Source organism: Amycolatopsis rifamycinica, from assembly GCF_000695625.1.
In the GTDB taxonomy this organism is placed as follows: Bacteria; Actinomycetota; Actinomycetes; order Mycobacteriales; family Pseudonocardiaceae; genus Amycolatopsis; species Amycolatopsis rifamycinica.
The window spans coordinates 152,060-172,265 of sequence record NZ_JMQI01000079.1 but is presented as its reverse complement, the minus strand read 5'-3'; the positions used below and the strand labels follow the sequence as shown (position 1 = coordinate 172,265).

General features: G+C 71.7%; 19 protein-coding genes and 1 tRNA gene. 9 read left to right on the top strand and 11 right to left on the bottom strand.

Annotated features, from left to right (window positions below; all coding sequences use genetic code 11):
- Positions 1–72: 72 nt before the first annotated feature.
- A complete protein-coding gene (locus DV20_RS39225) occupies positions 73–1,272 on the top strand; it encodes a cysteine desulfurase-like protein (RefSeq protein ID WP_043788601.1) in 1,200 nt (399 codons plus the stop codon).
- On the opposite strand, the gene DV20_RS39220 is transcribed toward DV20_RS39225, so the two are convergent.
- Positions 1,269–2,246, bottom strand: a complete 978-nt coding sequence (locus DV20_RS39220; RefSeq protein ID WP_043788600.1) for an NAD(P)H-quinone oxidoreductase — start codon at positions 2,244–2,246, stop codon at positions 1,269–1,271. The two genes, DV20_RS39225 and DV20_RS39220, sit on opposite strands and share 4 nt — an antisense overlap.
- 81 nt (positions 2,247–2,327) lie before the next feature.
- On the opposite strand from DV20_RS39220, the gene DV20_RS39215 reads away from it, so the two are divergent.
- Positions 2,328–3,869 carry a M28 family metallopeptidase gene (locus DV20_RS39215; protein WP_200876594.1) on the top strand — a complete coding sequence of 514 codons (1,542 nt, stop codon included), beginning with the start codon at positions 2,328–2,330 and terminating at the stop codon, positions 3,867–3,869.
- A gap of 55 nt (positions 3,870–3,924) precedes the next feature.
- Here the strand turns inward: DV20_RS39215 and ypfJ are convergent, their stop codons facing one another.
- A complete protein-coding gene (gene ypfJ, locus DV20_RS39210) occupies positions 3,925–4,854 on the bottom strand; it encodes a KPN_02809 family neutral zinc metallopeptidase (protein ID WP_043788598.1) in 930 nt (309 codons plus the stop codon).
- A 503-nt stretch (positions 4,855–5,357) separates the two neighbouring features.
- On the opposite strand from ypfJ, the gene DV20_RS39205 reads away from it, so the two are divergent.
- A complete protein-coding gene (locus DV20_RS39205) occupies positions 5,358–5,813 on the top strand; it encodes a MarR family winged helix-turn-helix transcriptional regulator (protein ID WP_043788597.1) in 456 nt (151 codons plus the stop codon).
- A 33-nt stretch (positions 5,814–5,846) separates the two neighbouring features.
- Here the strand turns inward: DV20_RS39205 and DV20_RS39200 are convergent.
- From DV20_RS39200 to DV20_RS39190, 3 genes are all read right to left on the bottom strand, one after another.
- Positions 5,847–5,933 (bottom strand) — tRNA-Ser (locus DV20_RS39200).
- 109 nt (positions 5,934–6,042) lie between these two features.
- Positions 6,043–6,882, bottom strand: a complete 840-nt coding sequence (locus DV20_RS39195; protein ID WP_051736316.1) for a patatin-like phospholipase family protein — start codon at positions 6,880–6,882, stop codon at positions 6,043–6,045.
- A gap of 74 nt (positions 6,883–6,956) precedes the next feature.
- The gene (locus DV20_RS39190) at positions 6,957–7,238 is read right to left on the bottom strand and encodes a DUF2277 domain-containing protein (protein ID WP_043788595.1); all 282 of its coding nucleotides are present in this window, start codon (positions 7,236–7,238) and stop codon (positions 6,957–6,959) included.
- A 91-nt stretch (positions 7,239–7,329) separates the two neighbouring features.
- Here DV20_RS39190 and DV20_RS39185 point away from each other — a divergent pair, with 91 nt between their 5' ends.
- Positions 7,330–8,271 carry an Ldh family oxidoreductase gene (locus DV20_RS39185; protein ID WP_235191131.1) on the top strand — a complete coding sequence of 314 codons (942 nt, stop codon included), beginning with the start codon at positions 7,330–7,332 and terminating at the stop codon, positions 8,269–8,271.
- Here DV20_RS39185 and DV20_RS39180 read toward each other — a convergent pair.
- Together DV20_RS39180 and DV20_RS39175 are read right to left on the bottom strand one after the other, a co-directional pair.
- Positions 8,268–8,492 carry an RNA-binding S4 domain-containing protein gene (locus tag DV20_RS39180; RefSeq protein ID WP_043788593.1) on the bottom strand — a complete coding sequence of 75 codons (225 nt, stop codon included), beginning with the start codon at positions 8,490–8,492 and terminating at the stop codon, positions 8,268–8,270. The two genes, DV20_RS39185 and DV20_RS39180, sit on opposite strands and share 4 nt — an antisense overlap.
- A gap of 18 nt (positions 8,493–8,510) precedes the next feature.
- Complete coding sequence (locus DV20_RS39175; protein WP_043788591.1) at positions 8,511–9,308, bottom strand: trypsin-like serine peptidase; 798 nt, start codon at positions 9,306–9,308, stop codon at positions 8,511–8,513.
- 131 nt (positions 9,309–9,439) lie between these two features.
- Here DV20_RS39175 and DV20_RS39170 point away from each other — a divergent pair, with 131 nt between their 5' ends.
- The gene (locus tag DV20_RS39170; RefSeq protein WP_043788590.1) at positions 9,440–10,252 is read left to right on the top strand and encodes an SDR family NAD(P)-dependent oxidoreductase; all 813 of its coding nucleotides are present in this window, start codon (positions 9,440–9,442) and stop codon (positions 10,250–10,252) included.
- 150 nt (positions 10,253–10,402) lie between these two features.
- On the top strand, positions 10,403–10,975 hold the full coding sequence (locus DV20_RS39165; RefSeq protein ID WP_235191130.1) for a hypothetical protein: 573 nt from the start codon (positions 10,403–10,405) through the stop codon (positions 10,973–10,975).
- A gap of 1 nt (position 10,976) precedes the next feature.
- On the opposite strand, the gene DV20_RS39160 is transcribed toward DV20_RS39165, so the two are convergent.
- Together DV20_RS39160 and DV20_RS39155 are read right to left on the bottom strand one after the other, a co-directional pair.
- Complete coding sequence (locus DV20_RS39160) at positions 10,977–11,636, bottom strand: response regulator (protein WP_043788588.1); 660 nt, start codon at positions 11,634–11,636, stop codon at positions 10,977–10,979.
- Positions 11,633–13,210, bottom strand: a complete 1,578-nt coding sequence (locus DV20_RS39155; protein ID WP_043788586.1) for a sensor histidine kinase — start codon at positions 13,208–13,210, stop codon at positions 11,633–11,635. The genes DV20_RS39160 and DV20_RS39155 overlap by 4 nt, the downstream gene beginning before the upstream one ends.
- Before the next feature lie 192 nt (positions 13,211–13,402).
- Between DV20_RS39155 and DV20_RS39150 the strand changes: the two genes are divergently transcribed.
- From DV20_RS39150 to DV20_RS39140, 3 genes are read left to right on the top strand one after another with little or no spacing between them, the layout of a single operon-like run.
- A complete protein-coding gene (locus DV20_RS39150; protein WP_043788584.1) occupies positions 13,403–14,209 on the top strand; it encodes an ABC transporter ATP-binding protein in 807 nt (268 codons plus the stop codon).
- Positions 14,199–15,086, top strand: coding sequence for an ABC transporter permease (locus DV20_RS39145; protein WP_043788583.1), 888 nt, complete (start codon positions 14,199–14,201; stop codon positions 15,084–15,086). Before DV20_RS39150 ends, DV20_RS39145 begins: the two co-directional genes overlap by 11 nt.
- Before the next feature lies 1 nt (position 15,087).
- Positions 15,088–16,143 (top strand): ABC transporter substrate-binding protein, encoded by a 1,056-nt coding sequence (locus DV20_RS39140; RefSeq protein WP_200876592.1) that lies wholly within the window; start codon positions 15,088–15,090, stop codon positions 16,141–16,143.
- Between the two features lie 92 nt (positions 16,144–16,235).
- Here the strand turns inward: DV20_RS39140 and DV20_RS39135 are convergent, their stop codons facing one another.
- Positions 16,236–16,844, bottom strand: a complete 609-nt coding sequence (locus DV20_RS39135; protein WP_043788580.1) for a hypothetical protein — start codon at positions 16,842–16,844, stop codon at positions 16,236–16,238.
- A 149-nt stretch (positions 16,845–16,993) separates the two neighbouring features.
- Positions 16,994–19,891: an ATP-binding protein gene (locus DV20_RS39130; protein ID WP_043788579.1), complete on the bottom strand. Its 2,898-nt coding sequence runs from the start codon at positions 19,889–19,891 to the stop codon at positions 16,994–16,996.
- Positions 19,892–20,206: the final 315 nt, after the last annotated feature.

Below are 20,206 nucleotides of genomic sequence, written 5' to 3'. Positions count from 1 at the left end.
TCCGGGGGTTCCCGGTGGCTCTCCACCCAACCCCGGACGCACGGCGAAACCGCACGTCCGTACGGTGTCCCCATGGCGTTCGACGTCGCTCGTATCCGTGGGCTCTTTCCCGCGCTGGGTGACGGCTGGATTCACTTCGACGGCGCCGCCGGAATGCTGGTCCCGGAACAGGTCGCTTCGGCCGTTTCCACGGCGATGCGCGCCCCGGTGTCCGGGCCGGGCGGAGCGTTTCCGGCCTCACAACGCGCGGAAAGCATCGTGACCGCGGCCCGCCGGGCCGTGGCCGACCTGGTCGGGGCCGACCCGGCTGCCGTCGTGCTCGGGCCGAGCGCGCCGGTCATGCTGCGCCGGCTCGTCGACGCGCTCGCCGAGCGCTGGACCATCGGCGACGAAGTCGTCGTGTCCCGGCTCGACGAACAAGCGAACCTGGCGCCGTGGCAGCGCGCCGCCAAGCGCGTCGGTGCCGTCGTGCGGTGGGGCGAGATCGACATCGAGACCTGCGAGCTGCCCGCGTGGCAGTACGAGCAGCTCGTGTCGGCGCGCACCAAGGCCGTCGCCGTCACGCTCGCGTCCGGGTCCGTCGGCACCCGGCCCGACGTGCCGACCATCATCGAGTTCGCCAAGCGGGTCGGCGCGCTCGTCGTCGTCGACGCCACCTACGCCGCGCCCTTCCTGCCGCTCGACATCAACGCGCTGGGCGCCGACGTCATGGTCGTCTCCGCGCAGGCCTGGGGCGGCCCCTCGGTGGGCGCCCTCGTCTTCCGCGACCCCGAGCTCATCGAGCGGATCCCGTCGGCCTCGCTCGACCCGATGGCCCGCGGCGCCGCCCGCCTGGAGCTCGGCCCGCACGCCTACCCGCTGCTGGCCGGGCTGATCGCGTCGATCGACTACCTCTCGGGCCTCGACGACGCCGCCACCGGATCGCGCCGCGAGCGCCTGGTCACCTCGCTCGGCTCGGCGAAGTCCTACCACGCCGGGCTGCTCCAGCAGCTGTCCACGGAACTGCTGTCGCTGCGGCACATCATGGTCATCGGCAGCGCCATGCGCCGGATTCCCGCGCTCGCCTTCGCCGTGGCCGGCAAGAAGTCGCCCGAGGTCGCCGAGTACCTGGCGAAGCAGGGCTTGTGCGCTTTCGCCGACGACGGCACGAGCGGCGTCTTCGCGTCACTCGGCGTCGGAGAAGTGGGCGGTGCCGTGCGGATCGGGCTCGCCCACTACTCCAACGTCTTCGAGATCAACCAGCTCGTGCGGGTGCTCGAGGAACTGCGTTAAGACTTCGCGGCCAGCAGGACCTTGCCGAACACGCTGCCCTCTTCCAGGACGCGGTGCGCGGCCGGCGCCTCGGCCATCGGCACGACCTGGCCGACGATCGGCTTGACCAGCCCCTCCGCGACCAGCGGCCACAGCCGCTCGCGGACGTCGGCGACGATCTCCGCCTTCTGGTCCAGCGGCCGGAACCGCAGCCCCGCGGCGAACACCGAAGCCCGCTTGCCGAGCAGCGTGCCGACGTTCAGCTCGCCCTTGACCCCGCCCTGCATGCCGATGATCACCAGCCGGCCGTCCTGCCGCAGCGCGTCGACGTTGCGGCCCAGGTAGGACGCGCCCATGTTGTCGAGGATGACGTCCGCGCCGCCGGTCTCCGCGCGGAGCACCTCGACGAAGTCGTCCTGCTTGTAGTTGATCGTGATGTCGGCGCCGAGCTGGCGGCAGCTTTCGAGCCGGTCCGGTGAGCCCGCGGTGACGGCGACGGTGGCGCCCAGCGCCTTGCCGACCTGGATGGCGTGCGTGCCGATGCCGCCGGCCCCGCCGTGCACCAGCAGCACTTCGCCTTCGGTGAGCTTCGCGTGCATCACGACGTTCGCCCACACCGTGCAGGCCACCTCGGGCAGCGCCGCCGCGGTGAGCAGGTCGATCTCGCCCGGCACCGGCAGCAGCTGGCCCGCCGGGACGACGGCCTTCTCCGCGTAACCGCCGCCGGCCAGCAGAGCGCAGACCTCGTCGCCGACGTTCCAGCCCTCCACGCCTTCGCCGAGTTCCGCGATCGTGCCGGAGCATTCGAGACCAAGGGTTTCGCTCGCCCCGGGCGGCGGTGGGTAGTGGCCCTGGCGCTGCAGCAGATCGGCGCGGTTCACCGCGCTCGCCGCCACCTCCAGCAGCACTTCGCCGGGGCCGGGCCGCGGATCCGCGACCTCCGCCCACTCGAGAACGTCCGGGTCACCTGGTTCACGGATGGTGATCGCGTACATGTGTCGACTGTATACCGCGGCCAAAGGTCCCGCCGAAAGGCGCATTGACGGACTTCGCATAGCGAACAAAGGTGAGCAACCATGTCACTCTTCCGATCGAAACTCCTCCCGCCGGTGGCCATCGCCGCCGGCGCGACGCTGGTGCTCGGCTTGACCCCGGCCGCCGCCGCGAACACGGTCCCCGACGGTCCCGCCCTGGCGAAGCAGCTCGTCAAGAAGGTCGACGTCAACGGCGTCAACCGGCACCTGATCGCCCTCCAGCGCATCGCCGACACCAATGACGGCACGCGGGCGGCGAGCACCGAGGGCCACGCGAAGTCCGCCGAGTACATCGCGACGAAGCTCGAAGCGGCCGGTTTCCAGGTGACCCGCCAGCAGTTCCCCTTCACCTACTCGGAAACGCTGGCCGAGAAACTGACCGCGGGCGGCGCCGACGTCCCGATCATCGCCATGGAGTACACGACGTCGACGCCGGTCGGCGGCATCACCGCGCCGCTCGCCGTGGTCGCCGTCGACGACACCAGCGGCTGCGAGGCCACCGACTACACCGCGGACGTCGCGGGCAAGATCGCGCTGATCAAGCGCGGGGGCTGCTCGTTCGCGCAGAAGCAGCAGACGGCCGCCGCGGCGGGCGCGATCGGCGCGATCGTCTACAACAACACCGACGGTCCGGTGAACGGGACGCTGGGCGGCCCGGAGAACGCGAAGATCCCGACCGGGGGCGTGACGGCGGCCGCGGGGGCGCAGCTGGCCGCGCTCGGCGGGCAGAACGTGACGCTGGAGCTGCGCACCTTCCAGGAGGCGCGGACCAGCTACAACGTCATCGCCGAGACCAAGACCGGGCGCAAGGACAACGTCGTGATGCTGGGGGCGCACCTCGACAGCGTCCCGGCGGGCCCGGGCATCAACGACAACGGCACCGGCTCGGCGGCCCTGCTCGAGACGGCGCTGCAGCTGGGGAGCAGCCCGAAGGCCAACAACGCCGTCCGCTTCGGCTTCTGGAGCGCGGAGGAGTTCGGCCTGATCGGCTCCACCTACTACGTCGACCAGCTGAGCTTCGAGCAGCAGCTGGACATCGCGCTGTACCTGAACTTCGACATGATCGGCTCGCCGAACGCCGGCTACTTCGCCTACGACGGCGACAACTCCGACGGCGTCGGCGCGGGCGCGGGCCCGTACGGCTCGGCGCAGATCGAGAAGACCTTCGTCGACTTCATGCAGACCGCGAAGGGCGTGTCGGTCGAGGGCACCGACTTCACCGGCCGTTCGGACTACGGCGAGTTCATCGCCGTCGGCATCCCGGCGGGCGGGCTCGACACCGGCGCCGAGGTGCTGAAGACCCCGGCGCAGGCGGCGAAGTGGGGCGGCACGGCGGGCATCGCGTTCGACCCGTGCTACCACCAGGCGTGCGACAACCTCGGCAACATCGACCGGGTCGCGCTGGAGCGCAACTCCGACGGCGTCGCCTGGGCCCTCGGCGTCTACGCGACGAGCACCGAGAGCGTCAACGGCGTGAAGCCCGGCCAGGCCGCGGCGAAGTCGCTGACCGCGCAGAAGCGTTCCGCACAGCGGTCGTTCACGGCGCACGCCGTGTCCGGTGACCCGCACGCGCTCGCTTCCTGAGCACAGATCGAAGGGGCCGTCCCGCGGGACGGCCCCTTCGTCGTGCGCTTGGGGCTCAGCCCAGGTTGTTCGTGCCGAAGGTGTCGCAGCGGGCGGGCTCGCCGGTCTGGAAACCGGTGGTGAACCACTTCTTGCGCTGCGCCGACGTGCCGTGGGTGAACTTCGAGCGGTCGACCTGGCCGCCGCCGAGGTTCTCCTGGATGTAGTCGTCGCCGATGCGGGACGCGGTGTCCAGCGCGGAGTTGATGTCGTCCTGGGTGACGTCGGTGATCAGCGGCTTGCCGCTCTCGGTCGGTGTCGTCGAGGCGTGGTTGGCCCAGACACCCGCGTAGCAGTCGGCCTGCAGTTCCAGGCGCACCGAACCGGACGTCGGGCCGGTGCCGGTGCCCTTGCGGGACGTGCCGAGCAGGTTCTGGACGTGGTGGCCGTACTCGTGGGCGAGCACGTACGCCTCGGTGAAGAGCCCGCCTTGGGCGCCGAAGCGGGTCTTCAGCTCCTCGAAGAAGGAGAGGTCGATGTAGACCTCGGAGTCGGCCGGGCAGTAGAACGGGCCGGTGTCGGAGGTCGCGCTGCCGCAGCCGGTGCGCACGCCGCCGTTGAAGAAGTTGGTCGGCGCCTTCCGGTAGGTCGAGCCGGACCGCGCGAACTGCTGCGTCCAGTAGTCCTGGACGGAGTTGACGACCGCGACGATGGCGCAGTCGTGGTTCTTGTTGGCGTCCGCGCCGGTCTTGCACTCGCTGGACAACTTCGAGTTGTCGACCGCCTGGCCGGACCCCACGCCGCCGAGCCCGCCGCCCAGGCCGCTGCCGCTCGGGACGCTGACCCCGCCGAGCTGGGACAACACGAAGTAGATGATCAGTCCGACGACACCGAGCCCGCCGCCGCCGAGCGCCACGCGGCCGCCGATCCCGCCGCCGCCTCCACCGCTTCCGCGCAGGTCCTGGACTTCGGAAGCGTCCAAGCCGGCGTTGTCGTCGAATCTCACCGGTAAATCGTAACGAGCCTGGGTGCGTCCGTCGCGCTGACAGGCGCACCCAGGCTGGTACCGAGGTATGTCTTGGTCGAGCGGTTGGCCGCTTCCGGGGCCGGCGTTCAGGCACTGTCGTCACGGCTTCCGAGACCGCGACCGGAGCCAGGCCGGACCGACGCCGTATGCGTGATGCGCATGGAAGCCCGCTCTTGGCTGTTCACAGTCGCGGCCGACCCGGTCCTTGCCCGTTCCGGTCGCGGGGACGCAGCTGGCGGTCAACCGCGAGAATCACCCGCCACACAACCACCTGACCTCTCCTGGCGGAGAGCCGCGCCGTCTACCCTGACCGACCGTCCACCGACAAGCAGAATGCGCCTTTCCCGGCCGAGTCTCAACCTTTTCGTAACCCCACCTTCGGGCGATGTTGCGACGCGGTTTTCACCGGTCGACGGATCGGACTCGGACCGCGCGGTCCCCTGATCAACGTTCTACGCTGCCTTATGACCGAGGAGCGTCCTGTGCGGTGGTTGAACGCAGCCGAGATGGCGGCGTGGCGCTCCTACGTCGTGTCGACCCTCCTGCTGCGGCAGCGGCTCCACCGCGAGCTGACCGAGAGCCACGACGTCTCGCTGATCGACTACGAAGTGCTCGTCTGCCTGCAGCTGCAGGCCGACCGCCGGATGCGGATGTCGGAGCTGGCGTTCCGGATGGGCTCGACGAAGAGCCGGCTTTCGCACCAGGTGGCCAAGCTGGAGGAGGCGGGCCTGGTCCGGCGGGCGCGTGATCCGGAGGACAAGCGCGGCGTCATCACGGAACTGACCGACGAGGGCCTGGCGCTGCTGGAGAAGGCCGCGCCGACGCACGTGGAAGGTGTCCGCGAGCACCTCATCGACCTGCTGACACCCGAGGAGCAGACGACGATCGCCGCGGCGTTCGAGCGCGTGCAGGCCCACCTGCTGGAGGGCGAAAGCTGAGCCCGGGCGCGCGGGGCGCCCGGGCTCTCAGTGCGGTAGCGGTGGGATTCGAACCCACGGAGAGGTTGCCCCCTCGCATGTTTTCAAGACATGTTCCTTCGGCCGCTCGGACACGCTACCTCGCTCCACGAGCGTAGCCGACGGCTCGAGGCAACCCGGGCCGCGGCACCTGGATCCTCGCCGTCCCGGCGGCGGGGCCGCTGACCGGGCTCGCCGCCGGTTCCCCCGCTCAAGACCAGGTCAGCGTGAGCGCCGCGCCTTGCGCGCGGCCCGCTTCCGCGGCCGGTGTGCGCGTGGCCGGGTCGAGCGGGTTCTCGCCGATGGCCGCCCGTGACGCCTCGTCCGGCGTGATCAGCGTGACCTCCGCGCCCGCCGCGCGCAGGTCGTCCAGCACCGCCGGCAACGGCTTCTCCATCGGCAGCGGCGAGTCGACGCCCAGCGGCGCAACGACCGTCACGCGCTGGAAGCCCGTGGCGTAGTCGGCGTTCTCGGCCGAGCGGACGCCGCCGTCGACGTACCGGCGGCCCTCGATGGTCACCGGTGGCCAGACGCCGGGGACCGCGCAGCTCGCCGCCACCGCGTCGACCAGGGAGACACCGGACTCGCGGTCGAACCGCCGTGGATCGCCGGTTTCCGCGTCGACCGCCACGACCACCAGGCGCTGCGCCGGCCACTCGTGCACCGGCAGCCGGGCGGCGATCACCGCGCGACGGTCCGCCTCGGGCTTGGTTTCGGCCGCCAGCGCCAGCTTCCCGACGGCCCGCCGCACCGCGGCCGGGTCGGTCGCGCCGGTGACCGCGCCGCCGAAGTCGGCGGCGAACTTCTCGAAGTCGATCTCGGCCGGGATCTCCGGTGCCTGGCGCGCCGGGTCGGCCTGGCGCGCGTACAGCTCGTCCAGCGAAAGGCCGCTCGTCACCTGCGCGGCCACCACGGACCCCGCCGACGTCCCGACCAGCAGGTCCGCGCCCGTCAGGTCCTGGCCGTGTCCGGCCAAGCCCACCAGCAACCCCGTTGTCCACGCGACCCCGGCGACCCCGCCGCCACCCAGAACCAATGCCTGTCCGCCCATGCGCGCAGCCTAGCGACGGGGTCCGACGGTTTCCGGCCGCCGAGGTCGAAGCCACGCCCGGCCCGTGCGCCGGCTCAGGGCTGCCGCAACGCCTTCGCGGCGATCCGCGCCCGCACCTCGGGACGGCGCAGCGGCGGCACGGTCGCCGGCGGCTGGCGGCGCTCGGGCAGCTGCTCCAGCAGCCGGGCGGTGATTGCGGTGATTTCGGCGACCGCCGCCTCGAAGGGCTCGCGGGTGGCGTCCGACAGCGACTGGACGCCGGTGACCTTGCGGACGTACTGGCGGGCCGCGGCCTCGATCTCCTCGCCCGTCGCGGCCGGCTCGAGCCCTCGCAGGGTGGTGATGTTTCGGCACATGCCGCCCAGGGTACGTCGCTCCGGACCGTTCGATCACACGGTCGGGTAGCCGTCGTTGACGGCGGAACCGGGGCTGGGCAAGGTCGGGGAAGTGCCCCTCAGACCACGCCCGTTCCGCTCCGCCCGCCCCGAACCCGGCATCCTCGAAGAAGAACCCCCGGAAACCCCGATCCCGGAACAGGCCTGGCCCCGCGTGCGGGCCGACGAACTGGTCACCCTCGTCGCCCACGTCTTCGCCGCGCACGGCGTCCCCGAACCGCGCGCCCGCATCGCCGCCGAAGCACTCTGCCACGGCGATCTCACCGGCTCGCCGGAAACCGGGGTCGCCGAGCTGACCCGGGTGCACCTGCCGCTGCTGAAGAACGGGCTCGTCGTGCCGCACGCCGAGCCGCTGATGATCGCCGACCGCGGGGCCGCCGCGCTGATCGACTACCGGCGTGCGCTCGGGCTCTGGGCCGTCGGGGACGCCATGGACCGGGCGGTGGTGCGGGCCGGCCGCTTCGGCGTCGGGCTCGTCTCGCTGCGCGGGATCGGGCCGTTCGGCCGCGCCGGGCACCACGCCGCGCGGGCCCTCCCGCACGCCATGATCGGCCTGGTGCTGGCCGCCGGCGGGGAGCCCGGCCAGCCGGTGAACCCGCTGGGCATGGCGGCGCCCGGCGGTGCGTACCCCGAGTTCGTCTTCGACCTGGACCGCCCCGGCCCGGAAGCGGCCGGGCTGACGCTGCTGGTCGAGGTCCTCGCCGGGGTGCTCTCCGGCGTCGCCGACCACGAGCACGACACCGGGCTGCTGGTGCTGGCCATCGCGCCGACGACGCTGCGCAGCGCCGACGGCTTCTACCGCGCGGCGAGCGCGTTGTTCGGCAGCATGCTCGGCTGGGAAGGCGGCGCGCCGATCCGCTACCCGGGCTGGCGGGAGGCCCAGCACCTCGAGCAGTGCCGGGCACTGGGCGTGCCACTGGCCGGGCCGGTGCGCCGGGAGCTGGACACCCTCGCCCGGTCGCTCGGCCTGCCGCCGCTGAGCAGCGCGGGTTAGCGGACGAGGACGACCTTGCCGCGGTCGGGGCCCACCGCCACGACGTCGCCGTCGGTCAGCTGGCGGCCGCGGCGGGTCTCGACCTCGCCGTTGACCGTGACCTCTTCCGCGTCGATCAGGTCCTTGGCGTGGGAGCCGTCCTCGGCGAGGCCGGCCAGCTTGAGGAACTGGCCGAGGCGGATCGGCTCTCCGGTGATGGGTACGTCGACGGGCTCGCTCATGCCCCGCATCATGCCGCGTCAGGTGCGGGCGGTCGTCTGCCGGTAGAGCGCCAGGACGTCGGTGTCGAAGTAGCTCGAGTACGACGTGTCGGCGTCGTCGCCGCCGAACTCGAAGCCGCCGATGACCCCGATGACCGTGCCGAGCCGGGTTTCCGGGTTCTGCCCGGTGACCCACGGGCCGCCGCTGGTGCCGGTCGGGAAGCCCGCGCAGTCGACCCGCAGCTGGTAGGTGTCCTGCTTGCTGGTGGTGTTCCGGCAGACCGCGGGCGTCTCGGAGTCGTCGGGGTAACCGGTGAGCGTGATGGGCTGCTCGAACGCGGTGCCGGTGGCCAGCAGGTTCGCGCCGACCAGGCTCTCCAGGGACTTCGTGGTGCCCGCCTGGTGCGCGGTGGCGAAGCCGACGTCGAGGTCCGGGTCCGACGAGTCGCTCCAGCCCGGCGCGACGAGCTCGTCCGAGACCGTCCAGTAGCCGAAGGGCGCGATCCCGTCGTGGTAGCCGGGCGCGAAGGTGAGGCCGGTGAGGTAGCCGCCGCCTTCGCCGTTGTGGATGCAGTGGGCCGCGGTCAGCAGCACGTCGCCTCGCTCGCTGTGCACGACGCTGGCCGTGCAGAAGTGGCCCCCTTCGGCGAACAGCGGGCCGACCGCGGGGCTCGACACCGCTGGCAGGGCGGCCGGTGCCGCCTCGGCCGGGGTGGTTTCCGGCGTGGTCGCGTCCGCGAGCTGCGCCGGCCGGGCCGCGACGACCACGACGAAGGCCACGGCGAGCAGCACGATCGCGGCGAGGGTGAGCAGGACGGCCGGCCGCCGCACGATCATCGCCTCCCTCGCCTGGGTGCTCCCGACGAGACCACCTTAGGGCGACGCACCGGCACGATCAGCGCACCCACAGCAAGCTCACAGCCGCTAACATCGCCTACTCGGGAGTAACCACAGGTGTCGGAGGGCCGATGAAGCAGTTCGCGGACAAGGTCGTGGTGGTCACCGGAGCCGGCTCGGGCATCGGCCGCGCGCTCGCGTGCGAGTTCGCCCGGCGCGGGGCGAGGGTCGCGCTTTCCGACGTCGTCACCGCGAACGCCGAGGAGACGGCCGAGCTCGCCGGGGACGGCGCCCGCGCGTACACCTTGGACGTCGCCGACCGCAGTGCCGTCCTCGCGCACGCCGAAGAAGTCGCCGACGAGTTCGGCGCGGTCAACGTCGTCGTGAACAACGCGGGTGTGGCGCTCGGCGCGACCGTCGAGGAAATGACGTTCGAGGACTACGACTGGCTGATGGGCATCAACCTCGGCGGCGTCGTGAACGGCACCAAGGCGTTCCTGCCGCACCTGATCGCCTCCGGCGAGGGGCACGTCGTCAACATCTCCAGCGTCTTCGGCTTCGTCGGCGTGCCGACGCAGAGCGCCTACAACGCGGCGAAGTTCGCGGTTCGCGGATTCACCGAGGCACTGCGCGAAGAAATGCTGATCGCCCGGCACCCGGTCGCGGTGAGCTGCGTGCACCCCGGCGGCATCAAGACCAACATCGTCCGCAACTCCCGCAGCGCCGCCGAGGACCAGGAGAAGGCCGCGCGGGGCTTCGAGCGGATCGCCCGCACCACCCCGGAGAAGGCGGCGCAGACGATCCTGCGGGGGATCGAACGGAAGTCGGCGCGGATTCTCATCGGACCCGACGCCTACGTCATCGACGCCATTCCGCGCGTGCTCGGCTCGGCTTACCAGCGGCCGCTGGCCGCACTCGCGCGGCTCGGGCTGAAGCAGTCGTAAAGCCGACCTTCACTCAATGGAGTTGCGTTTCGGACAGCACCGTCCGAAATGGTCCAGAATTCGTGGGGTCCCCCAGCCCCGTCCCGGAGGTCCCCGATGCTTCGCACCGCACCGCGCAGTGCGACCCGTCCGTCCCGTGACCGCGCCGCGGTGGAACTGCTGGATCGCACCGGCATCGTCGCGGCGAGCCTGCCCCGGCGCCGCCGCACCGACGACGAGGTGGCCCGGGCGGAGGCGCCGATCTACACCCGGCCGCCGGTGTGCGACCAGGACCTGCGCCCGAAGTCGGTGGTGATCCGGCGCCGCGCCCGGATCTGGCTCGGCGGCGGGGCCGCGGTGCTGCTCGTCGCGGCCGGCTGGCTGGGTGGCGGGCTGTTCACCGGCGGCCTGTTCGCCCCGCCGGAACGTGACGTCGCCCAGCTCGACGCGCGCCCGGCGGTCGCCGCGGCCCCCGCGCCGGAGCCGCAGCCGGCCCCGCAGGCGCCGGTCGTCGTCACGCCCGCGCCGAAGACCGTGTACGTGCCGGTGCCCGCGAAGCCGGCCCCCCGGCAGCAGGCGCAGGCTCAGGCGCAGGCGAAACCGCAGCCGAAGAAGCCGGTGCCGGACGAGGAAGCCGAGGCGCGGGCCGACCTGCCGTCCCCGGGCGCGTCGTCGACCCCCAACCCGATCCAGGCCTGGGTCGAGGTCGCCGAGAGCATGGCGCAGCGCTACGGCGGCCGCTGAATCAGGCCCCTGACCAGCGGTACTCGTGTTCGGGACGGCCTGTGGCGCCGTAGCGCAGCCGCATCTGGACCGTCCCGGACTCGGCCAGCGCGGTGAGGTACCGCTGCGCCGTGGCCCGAGCCATGCCCAGCTCGCCCGCGACCTCGGCGGCCGACAACGGCCGCCCGGCACGCCGCAGCTGCTCCGAAACGAGCCGGGAGGTCGCCGTCGACTGGCCCTTCGGCGCGGTCGTGCGGTCCTGGTCGTGCAGCACGCGGTACGCGCGGTCGACGTCGTCCTGGGCCAGGGCCCGGTCTCCGGCGAGCAGGCCGCGGAAGCGCGCGTACGACGTCAGCCGTTCCGCGAGCTGGCGGGTGGTGAACGGCTTGATCAGGTAGTTCAGCGCACCGGCCCGGATCGCCGCGGCCACCGACGCGCTGTCGGTCGCCGCGGAGAGCACGATCGTGTCGGTCTGCAGCTCCGGGAGCACCGCGAGGCCGGACTCGTCGGGCAGGTAGACGTCGAGCAGGACCAGGTCGGGCGAAAGCTCCCGGACGCGGGCGCGGGCCTCGGCGGCGGTGTGCGCGGTGCCCACCACCGCGAAGCCCTCGACCTCCTCGACGAACCCGGCGTGCACCCCGGCGACCCGGAAGTCGTCGTCGACGATGAGCGTGCGGATCATCCGTCCTCCGTCAGCATTCCGGGCAGTTTGGCGACGAACAGGGCCCCGGTCTCGCCTTCGCCGGGGTCGGCCAGCCAGACGTCGCCGCCGCGGGCGCGGGCGGCCTGCCGGGCGAGCGCCAGGCCGAGGCCGTGGCCGGGCGCGATCTTCGTCGAAACGCCTTCGTCGAACAACGTCCGCCGCAGGTCCGCGGGTACGCCCGGCCCACTGTCCACAACGGACACGTGTAGCGTGGTGCCCTCGGCGAGCAGGCCGACCTCGACGGTCGCCGGCCGCCGCGGGCCCATCCGGGCGGCGTGCAGGGCGTTGTCGACGAGGTTGCCGATCACGGTGTTCGCGGCGATCGGGTCGGTCACCGCCGTGGGCACCCAGGTGTCTTCGGCGAGCTTGAGGGCGAGGCCCTTTTCCTGTGCCTGCTCGGTTTTCGCGACGAGCAGCGCCTGCAGGTACGGGTCGGCGACGGCGTCGCCCAGCTCGCTCGGGCGCGCCGACGTCGAGTCCGTCAGCGTCTGCAGGTACTCGACGGCCTCCGTGTGGTGGCCGAGCTGGAGCAGGCCGTACAGCGTGTGCAGCCGGTTGGCGAACTCGTGCCGCTGGGCGCGCAGGCCGTCGGACAGCGCGCGGATGCCGTCGAGCTCGCGGGTGAGCGTGTCGAGGTCGGTGCGGTCGCGGAAGGTGAGCACGGTGCCGATCGGGCGGTCGTCCAGGCGCACGGCCCGCGAGTTGATCACCAGCACGCGGTTCCCGGCGACCGCGAGGAGGTTGTCGACCGGCCGTCCTTCGGCGACGGCCTTGTGCACCCGCGGGCTGAGTTCGAGCTCGGACATCGCCGCGCCGAGCGGGAGTTCGGTGCCGAGCAGGCGTTCGGCCTCGTCGTTGCGGACCGAGACGCGGTTGTGCCCGTCGACGGCCAGCACGCCTTCGCCGATCCCGTGCAGAACCGCTTCGCGCTCGTAGAGCAGCTCGGTCAGTTCGTGCGGCTCGAGGCCGTGCGTGACGCGCCGCAGCCGCCGGTTCAGCAGCGCCGACGCGCCCGCGCCGAGCAGCAGCGCGCCGCCGGCGAACAGGAGCGTGATGGTCAGCAGGCGGTTGAAGTCACCCGTCGGATCGCCGACCTCGAACCCGACGCTGACCTCGCCGACCACGCGTTGTCCCTGCCAGATCGGGGTCTTGCTGCGGACGGACAGCCCGAGCGTGCCGCTCTGCACCGCGCTGACTTCGTCCTGCCCGGCGAGGGCGACCTCGGGGGAGGTGCTCACCTTCTGGCCGATCAGGCTCTCCGTCGGGTGGGCGAGCCGGATGCCCTTGTCGTCGGTGATCACGACGAAGAGGGCCTCGTTGGCCTTCGTCACGGCCAAGACCCGCTCTTCGAGGGGACCGCCCGGGAGCTTCGCGGCCGCGTTGGCGACGACGACCGGGTCCGCGGCGACGGACTTCGCGATGGCCAGCGCCCGGCGGCCGTACTGATCGGTGAGGGTGCGGGACAGCAGCACGCTGACCAGGGCGACCCCGATTCCCACGACCAAGGTGACCACGCCGATCTGCAGCAGCAGCACCTGCCTGCTGAACCGCATCCGCGGGAAGAGCGCCCACTTTGGCATGGCGGGGACCATACCCCCAGGTCACAGCAGTGCGCTAAATGAGCAAAACATTCAGAACGCACAGCTCGCGCGGAGAACGTCGACAAGCTTCACCTCGGCGACTCGCGTCCTTAACGTCCCTTCCCAACGTGAGCCCCACCACGTGACGAAGGAGTCACCTCCACCATGGTTCCCCCACTGATCGAACTCACCGGAGCCACCAAACGGTTCCCGAGCGGGTCCGGTTCCGTGCACACGGCCGTCCGCGATCTGACCATGACCGTCCAGCCCGGCGAGTTCGTCGCCGTCGTCGGCCCCACCGGCTGCGGCAAGTCGACGACGCTCTCGCTGGTCTCCGGCCTGCAGCCGCCGTCGGCCGGCCGGGTGCGGGTGAACGGCGCGGACGTGAAGTCCATTCCGGACGGGGTCGGCTACATGTTCCAGACCGACGCGGTGATGCCGTGGCGCTCGGTGCTGGAGAACGTCGCTTCCGGCCCGCGCTTCCGCGGGGTGCCGAAGGCCGAGGCCCGCGCGCAGGCCGTCGACTGGATCGCCCGCGTCGGGCTCGCCGGGTTCGAGAAGTACTACCCGCACCAGCTCTCCGGCGGCATGCGCAAGCGTGTGGCGCTGGCCCAGACGCTCGTCACCAAGCCGAAGATCCTGCTGATGGACGAGCCGTTCTCCGCGCTCGACGTCCAGACGCGGGCGCTGATGCAGGACGAGCTGCTGCGGCTGTGGTCCGGTTCGGGTGCCGCGGTGATCTTCGTGACGCACGACCTCGACGAAGCCATCGCGCTGGCGGACAAGGTCGTCGTGCTGACGACCGGGCCGGCCACCGTGAAGGACGTCTTCGAGATTCCCCTGGAACGGCCGCGGAAGGTGGAGGAGCTGCGGCTGACCGAGGAGTTCCGCAGGCTCTACGCCGACATCTGGGAATCACTGCGCAGCGAGGTCGACAAGGCCCGTGAGAAGGGAGCGAGCAATGTCGCTTGAGACCCCCGCGGCCCCGGCCGCTCCCTTGCCGGTCCTGGAGACCGAGCAGGACATCCTGGCCCGCGCGAAGCAGGCCACCGCGCGCCGCAAGCGCAACATCTGGCTGCTGCGCCTGGCGATCGTCGTCGTCTGGCTGGGCAGCTGGGAGCTGACCGCGACGTACTGGATCGACCCGTTCTTCTACTCGAAGCCGTCGAAGATCTGGGAACGGCTCGTCGAGTGGTTCAGCACCGGAACCGACTTCGGCTCGATCTGGTACCAGATCCTGGTGACCGTCGAGGAGGCCGCGATCGGCTTCGTCATCGGCGCCATCGCCGGTGTCGTGTTCGGCGTGATCCTCGGCCGCAGCAGCTACCTCGCGCAGGTGCTGGCGCCGTTCATCAAGGCCGCCAACGCCCTGCCGCGCATCGTGCTCGCCGCGCTGTTCGTCATCTGGTTCGGGCTCGGGCTGTCGTCGAAGGTCGCGACCGTCGTCGTACTCGTGTTCTTCGCGGTGTTCTTCAACGCCTTCACCGGCGCCCGCGAGGTGGACCGGAACCTGATCGACAACGCCCGCATCCTCGGCGCGACCCGCGGCCAGGTGCTCAAGTCGATCGTGCTGCCCAGCGCGACGTCGTGGATCCTATCGTCGCTGCACGTGGCGTTCGGCTTCGCGCTGATCGGCGCGGTCGTCGGCGAGTACACCGGCGCGAAGGCCGGCATGGGCTTCCTGATCGCCAACGCCCAGGGCACGTTCGACACCGCCGGGGTGTACGCCGGGATGCTGATCATCACCGTCGTCGCGCTGCTGGCCGAGTGGGGGATCAGCACGCTGGAAGGCAGGCTGCTGCGGTGGCGGCCGCCGTCGGCCTCCGAAGCCGCGATCAAGGCGGTCTGATATGCGTCTCAAGAGGACAGTCGGCGTGGTGGCCGCGCTCGCGGTCGCACTGGCCGGGGTCACCGCCTGCCGCGACTCGCGGGAGATCGCGCTCGGCACCACCGGGAAGCCGCACATCAAGATCATGGTCGGCGGCCTGTCGAAGGTGATCTACCTGCCCGGCCAGCTGGCCCAGCAGATCGGCGCGTACCAGCGGCAGGGCCTCGACGTCGAGCTCTTCGACCAGCCGTCCGGCGCGAACGCCGAGACGTCGCTGCTGGCCGGCGAGGTGCAGGCGGTGGTCGGGTTCTACGACCACACGATCGACCTGCAGGCCAAGGAACAGTGCATCGAAAGCGTGGTGCAGTTCGCGAACGTGCCGGGCGAGGCCGAGATGGTCGCGACGGCGAAGGCGGGCGAGGTCAGGTCCGGCGCGGACTTCAAGGGCCGCAACCTGGGCGTCACGTCGCTGGGTTCCTCGACGGACTTCCTGACGAAGGCCCTGGCCCTGCGCGGCGGCGTCACGTCGAAGGAATACACGCCGGTGAAGGTCGGGGCCGGGCAGACGTTCATCTCGGCGATGAACCAGGGCTCGATCGACGCCGGAATGACGACCGACCCGACGATCGCGCAGCTGACGAACACGGGCCAGGCGAAGGTGCTTTTCGACATGCGCACGGTCGAAGGCACGAAGGCCGCGTTGGGTGGTTTGTACCCGGCGAGCTCGCTGTACATGGGCTGCGAGATCGTCAAACGCTATCCGGACATCGTGCAGAAGCTGGCCAACGCGTACGTCGAGACCCTCAAGTGGATTTCTTCGCACACACCGGAACAGGTCGCCGCGATGATGCCGCCGTCGTTCGCGGGCGGGGACAAGGCGCTGTACGTGAAGTCGCTGCGGGACAGCCTGCCGATGTTCACCAAGGACGGCCGGATGGACCCGGCGGGCGCGCAGAACGTCCTCAAGGTGCTCGGCGAGTCGTCGAGCAACGTGAAGCCCAAGAAAGAAAAGATAGACCTGTCGAAGACGTACACGACCCAGTTCGTGGACGCCGCGCACGCGCAGGCTCAGCAATAGCCCCGCTCACCTGACCGGGCGGTAGGTGAGCGACATGGACCCGTAAAGGCCTCTTCCCCCGCGGAGGCCTTTACGGGTCTTCACCGAGACGGCTATTTGAGGCCGCCGACCGCCCAGGCGACCACCATCAGGGCGAGCACCAGCGAGATGGCCGCCTGCAGCATCATCGTCATCTTCGCCCAGATCCGCAGGGGCATGACGTCGGTGGGGCTGAAGGCGGCCGCGTTGGTGAACGAGAAGTACAGGTAGTCCAGATAGGACGGCTCCCAGTCGCGGTGCGCGAGGTCCGGGTCGGCCATCTGCGGGAACTGCAGGTCGGGGAACTCGGCCCGGCCCGCGGCCCGGCGGCCCGGTCCGCCGCGGTCGAACTCCCAGTACCACAGGGAGAAGACCACGACGTTCGTCCAGTAGACGACGCCGCCGGTGACGAGCACGGCGCCGGCCCGGTCGTCGATCGTGCCGGTGCCGATGCCGTAGACCAGGCTCGCCGCCGACCAGGCGTTCACCACGGTGACCAGGCCGACGATGAGCAGGGAGATGGTCCGCTCGACGGCGCTGACGTGCGTCATCCGTCCCGGGTTGACCAGCAGCAGCGCGACGACGAGCAGCACGGACACGGCGGGCAGCAGCCACCACGGGCGCAGCGCCATGTCGTCGGGCAGGGCGACCTGCAGGACGAGCGTCGCGACGACGACGCCCATCGCGGGCCAGCGGGTCTCCCCGGAAGTCCGCCGCCGCCACGCGGGAAGTGCCTCTTCAGTCACCGGCCCACGCTAACGACCCCGCGGGCACTTTCACGTGAAAGTGCCCCTCCCAGGGCGGCACTTTCACGTGAAAGTGCCGCGGAGGGTCAGCCGGCGGGGGCGGTGGTGACCTCGCCGGGGAGCTTGCGGGCCACGTCCGTGCGTGAGCGGGCACCGAGTTTGCGCAGGACCTTGGCCACGTGCTGTTCCACCGTTCGCGGGGAGAGGAACAGGCCGTCCGCGATCTCGCGGTTCGTGCGTCCCTCCGCGAGCATCCGCGCCACTTCGCGCTCCCGCGGCGACAGCTCACTGCCGTACCCCCGCCGTCCGCGTTGCGAAGGCGCCCAAGCGCCGTGCTCGCGCAGCTGGTGACGGCAGCGTCCGGCGTCGCGGGTCGCGCCGAGCTGCTCGTACGCCTCGGCCGCCGAAGTCAGCTCGTCGACGGCCGACCGGTTGCCCGCCGCCAGGCGGCACATCGACGCGCGTTCGCGCATGGCCGTCGCCGGGTAGGGCATCGGCAGGGCCGCGTAGCCGGACGCCGCTTCGTCGAACAACGTCGCCGCGGCCAGGTGCTTGCCGCGTGCCTCGAGCAGGACCGCGCGGCCGGCCACCAGCGCGGCCGCGGCCACCGGCGCGTCACGGCCCTCGATGCCGCGCGCGAACGCCTCGACCACGTTGTCGGCCTCCGGCCAGCGCCCGGCCCGCGCGTACGCCTGCGCCGCCGCCGGGACCAGCGCGGCCGCCCAGATCCAGACGCCCTTGCGCCCGGCCGCGGCCACCGCCGTGTCGGCCGCCGCGCAGGCGCCGTCGACGTCGTCGGTCGCCAGCAGCACCGAGATCAGCACCCCGGCGGCCGAGAGCACCACCGGGATCGGGCCGCGGTCCGGCGCGTGCACGCTCGCCGCCGTCAGGTGCCGTTGCGCGGCGGCGAACTCCCCGCGCACGGCCGCGAGGCCGCCGAGCACCAGCGAGGACTCCATGACGATCGGGCCGAGCTCCGGGTAGCTGTCCCGCAGCTGCTCGGCGGCTTCGGCGAGGCCGGTCCAGCGCCCGCGCACCCAGTCCAGCCGGACGCGGGTGCCCTGGATCAGGCCGATCGCGTACAGCGCGCCCGCGTCGGTCGCGCGCCGGACGCCCTCGGTCACCAGCCGCTCGGCGCGGTCGAGGTGCCCGGCCCACGACTGCCCGTCGGCCAGGTTGCACCACAGCCGGGCCAGCTGGACGCGCTCGGCGACCGTGCCGACGGTGTCCGACAGCGCTTCGAACTCCGTCCACGCCGAGCCGTCGCCGACGTGCGACGCCGCCGCGATGCGGTCGGCGGTCAGCGCGAGCCGCAGCTCGGGGTCGTCGAGCCGCTCGTAGACCTCGCCCGCGCGAGCCCGCCAGGCTTCGTGCCACGACAACGGCGTCAGCCCGTCGATCGGCTGGGCGAGCAGGGTGATCCCCCGGGCGGCGAGGTCCGGCCGGTCGGTCAGCTCGCCGACCGCGCGCTCGACCTCCAGGCGGCCCCGGCCGAGCCCGCCGATGGTCCGGACCAGCAGCATGCCGACGCTCAGCCGGATCGACCCGCGGACCGACGGCGGCAGCGTCACCTCTTCGAGGACGCGCTGCAGCGTGCCGAGCACCTCGGGGCGGAACCCGCGCAGCGCGACCTGGCTCAGCTTGCCCGCCACACGCCCGGTGTCGGCCTGCGACGGCCCGGGTTCGGCGAGCACCGACTGCAGGAGGTCGATCGCGCGGGACGTCTCGCCGCGGGTGATGGCCTCGTCGGCGGCCGCTTCCGCGTAGTGCCGCCACTGGTCGACGCGGCCGGCGGCGCGCGAGTGCCGGGCCAGCAGGGTGAGCGGCGGGGACGGCTGCGCGGCGAGCACGCGGATCGCCTGCGCGTGCAGCAAAGCGCGTTCGGGTCCGCTCACCGTGTCGTAGACCGCCTTGCGCGCCAGCGGGTGCCGGAAGCCGTACTTGCCGTCGCCGACTTCGCCGAGCACTCCGCCGGAGAGGGCGTCGAGCAACGCCGTGCGGAGAACGTCACCGGAGAGGCCGGCCAGCTCGCCGAGCACGGTGGCGTCGGCGCCGACGCCGAGCACCGCGGCCGCGCCGGCGAGCCGTACGGCGTGCTCGGGCAGCGCGGACAGCCGTTCGGTGACGGCTTCCCGCAGCAGCACCGGGACTTCGAGGTTCTCCAGCAGGCGGTCGGAAAGGACCTCGCCGACCGGGAGCCGTTCGGCCGCTTCCTTCAGCGCCCGCAGCGTTTCCTCGACGACGAACGGGATCCCGGCCGTGCATTCGTGCAGCTTCGCCGCGAAGTCGTCGGTCACCCGGGGCAGGTCGAGCAGGTCGGCGGCCAGCTCGCGCACCGCGGCGACATCGAGCGCGCCGAGCGCGACGCGGGCGGAATGGACCGCCGGGCCGGTCCGGAACGGGGCACCCCGCGTGTCGGTCCCCGACCGGTAGGTGGCGACCACCGCCAGCTCGGGCGGCATCGAGCCGGAGAGGAACCGCATGAGGTCGCGGGTGTCCTCGTCGGCCCACTGGAGGTCGTCGATGAGCAGGAGCGCCGGTCCGCAGGCTTGGAGGAGTTCCCGCACCGCGCGGAACACGCGATGGCGTTCGGCGACCGGGTCGGGGAGGGGTTCGGGCCGCTCGGGAAGCGCTTCCGCGAGTTCCGGCAGCAACGGCCGCAGCACGCCGGCGACCGGGCTGAGCGGGCCGAGCGGGGTGTCGCCCACGGCGCGAAGCGCTTCCAGGATGGGTCCGTAGGGAAAGGGTTCCCGCAACGGCTGGCAGGCGCCGGCGAGCACGCGACCGCCGTCGAACTCCTTGCGCCGTCCGATCTCCGCGAGCAGCCGGGTGCGGCCCATGCCGGCTTCACCCTCGATCAGGACCGCGGCCGGGCGCCTTCGGAGGACGGCGACGATGGCGTCGAGCTCGGTGTCGCGGCCGGTCAGCCGGGCGGGTCCCGACCGGACGGACACCGAGGTGGGGCGGGGGGTGGTCAGCCACATATGACCTCCTCGACGCACACCGGAGAACTGGTGCGCGGAGCCTAAGCAGCGCTGATCCGTCCGTAAACCTTTCACCGAATACGGGGCCGGTGCTGTCGTCACACGTCCGCCTACCGACCGTCACCGATTTGCTGCGGGAACCGGGGGGATCGGGTCACCCAGCGTGCGAATCGCGGGCCGATCGCGCGTTCGAGCGTCGCTTCACGCGTTCGAGTGGTGTGGACAACTACTGAAAGTAGTTCACGGAAACCCTACTTACGGACCTGTCCGACCGGGTGACGGCGGACGCTTGAGTCCGGCTGGAGCAGGGGATAC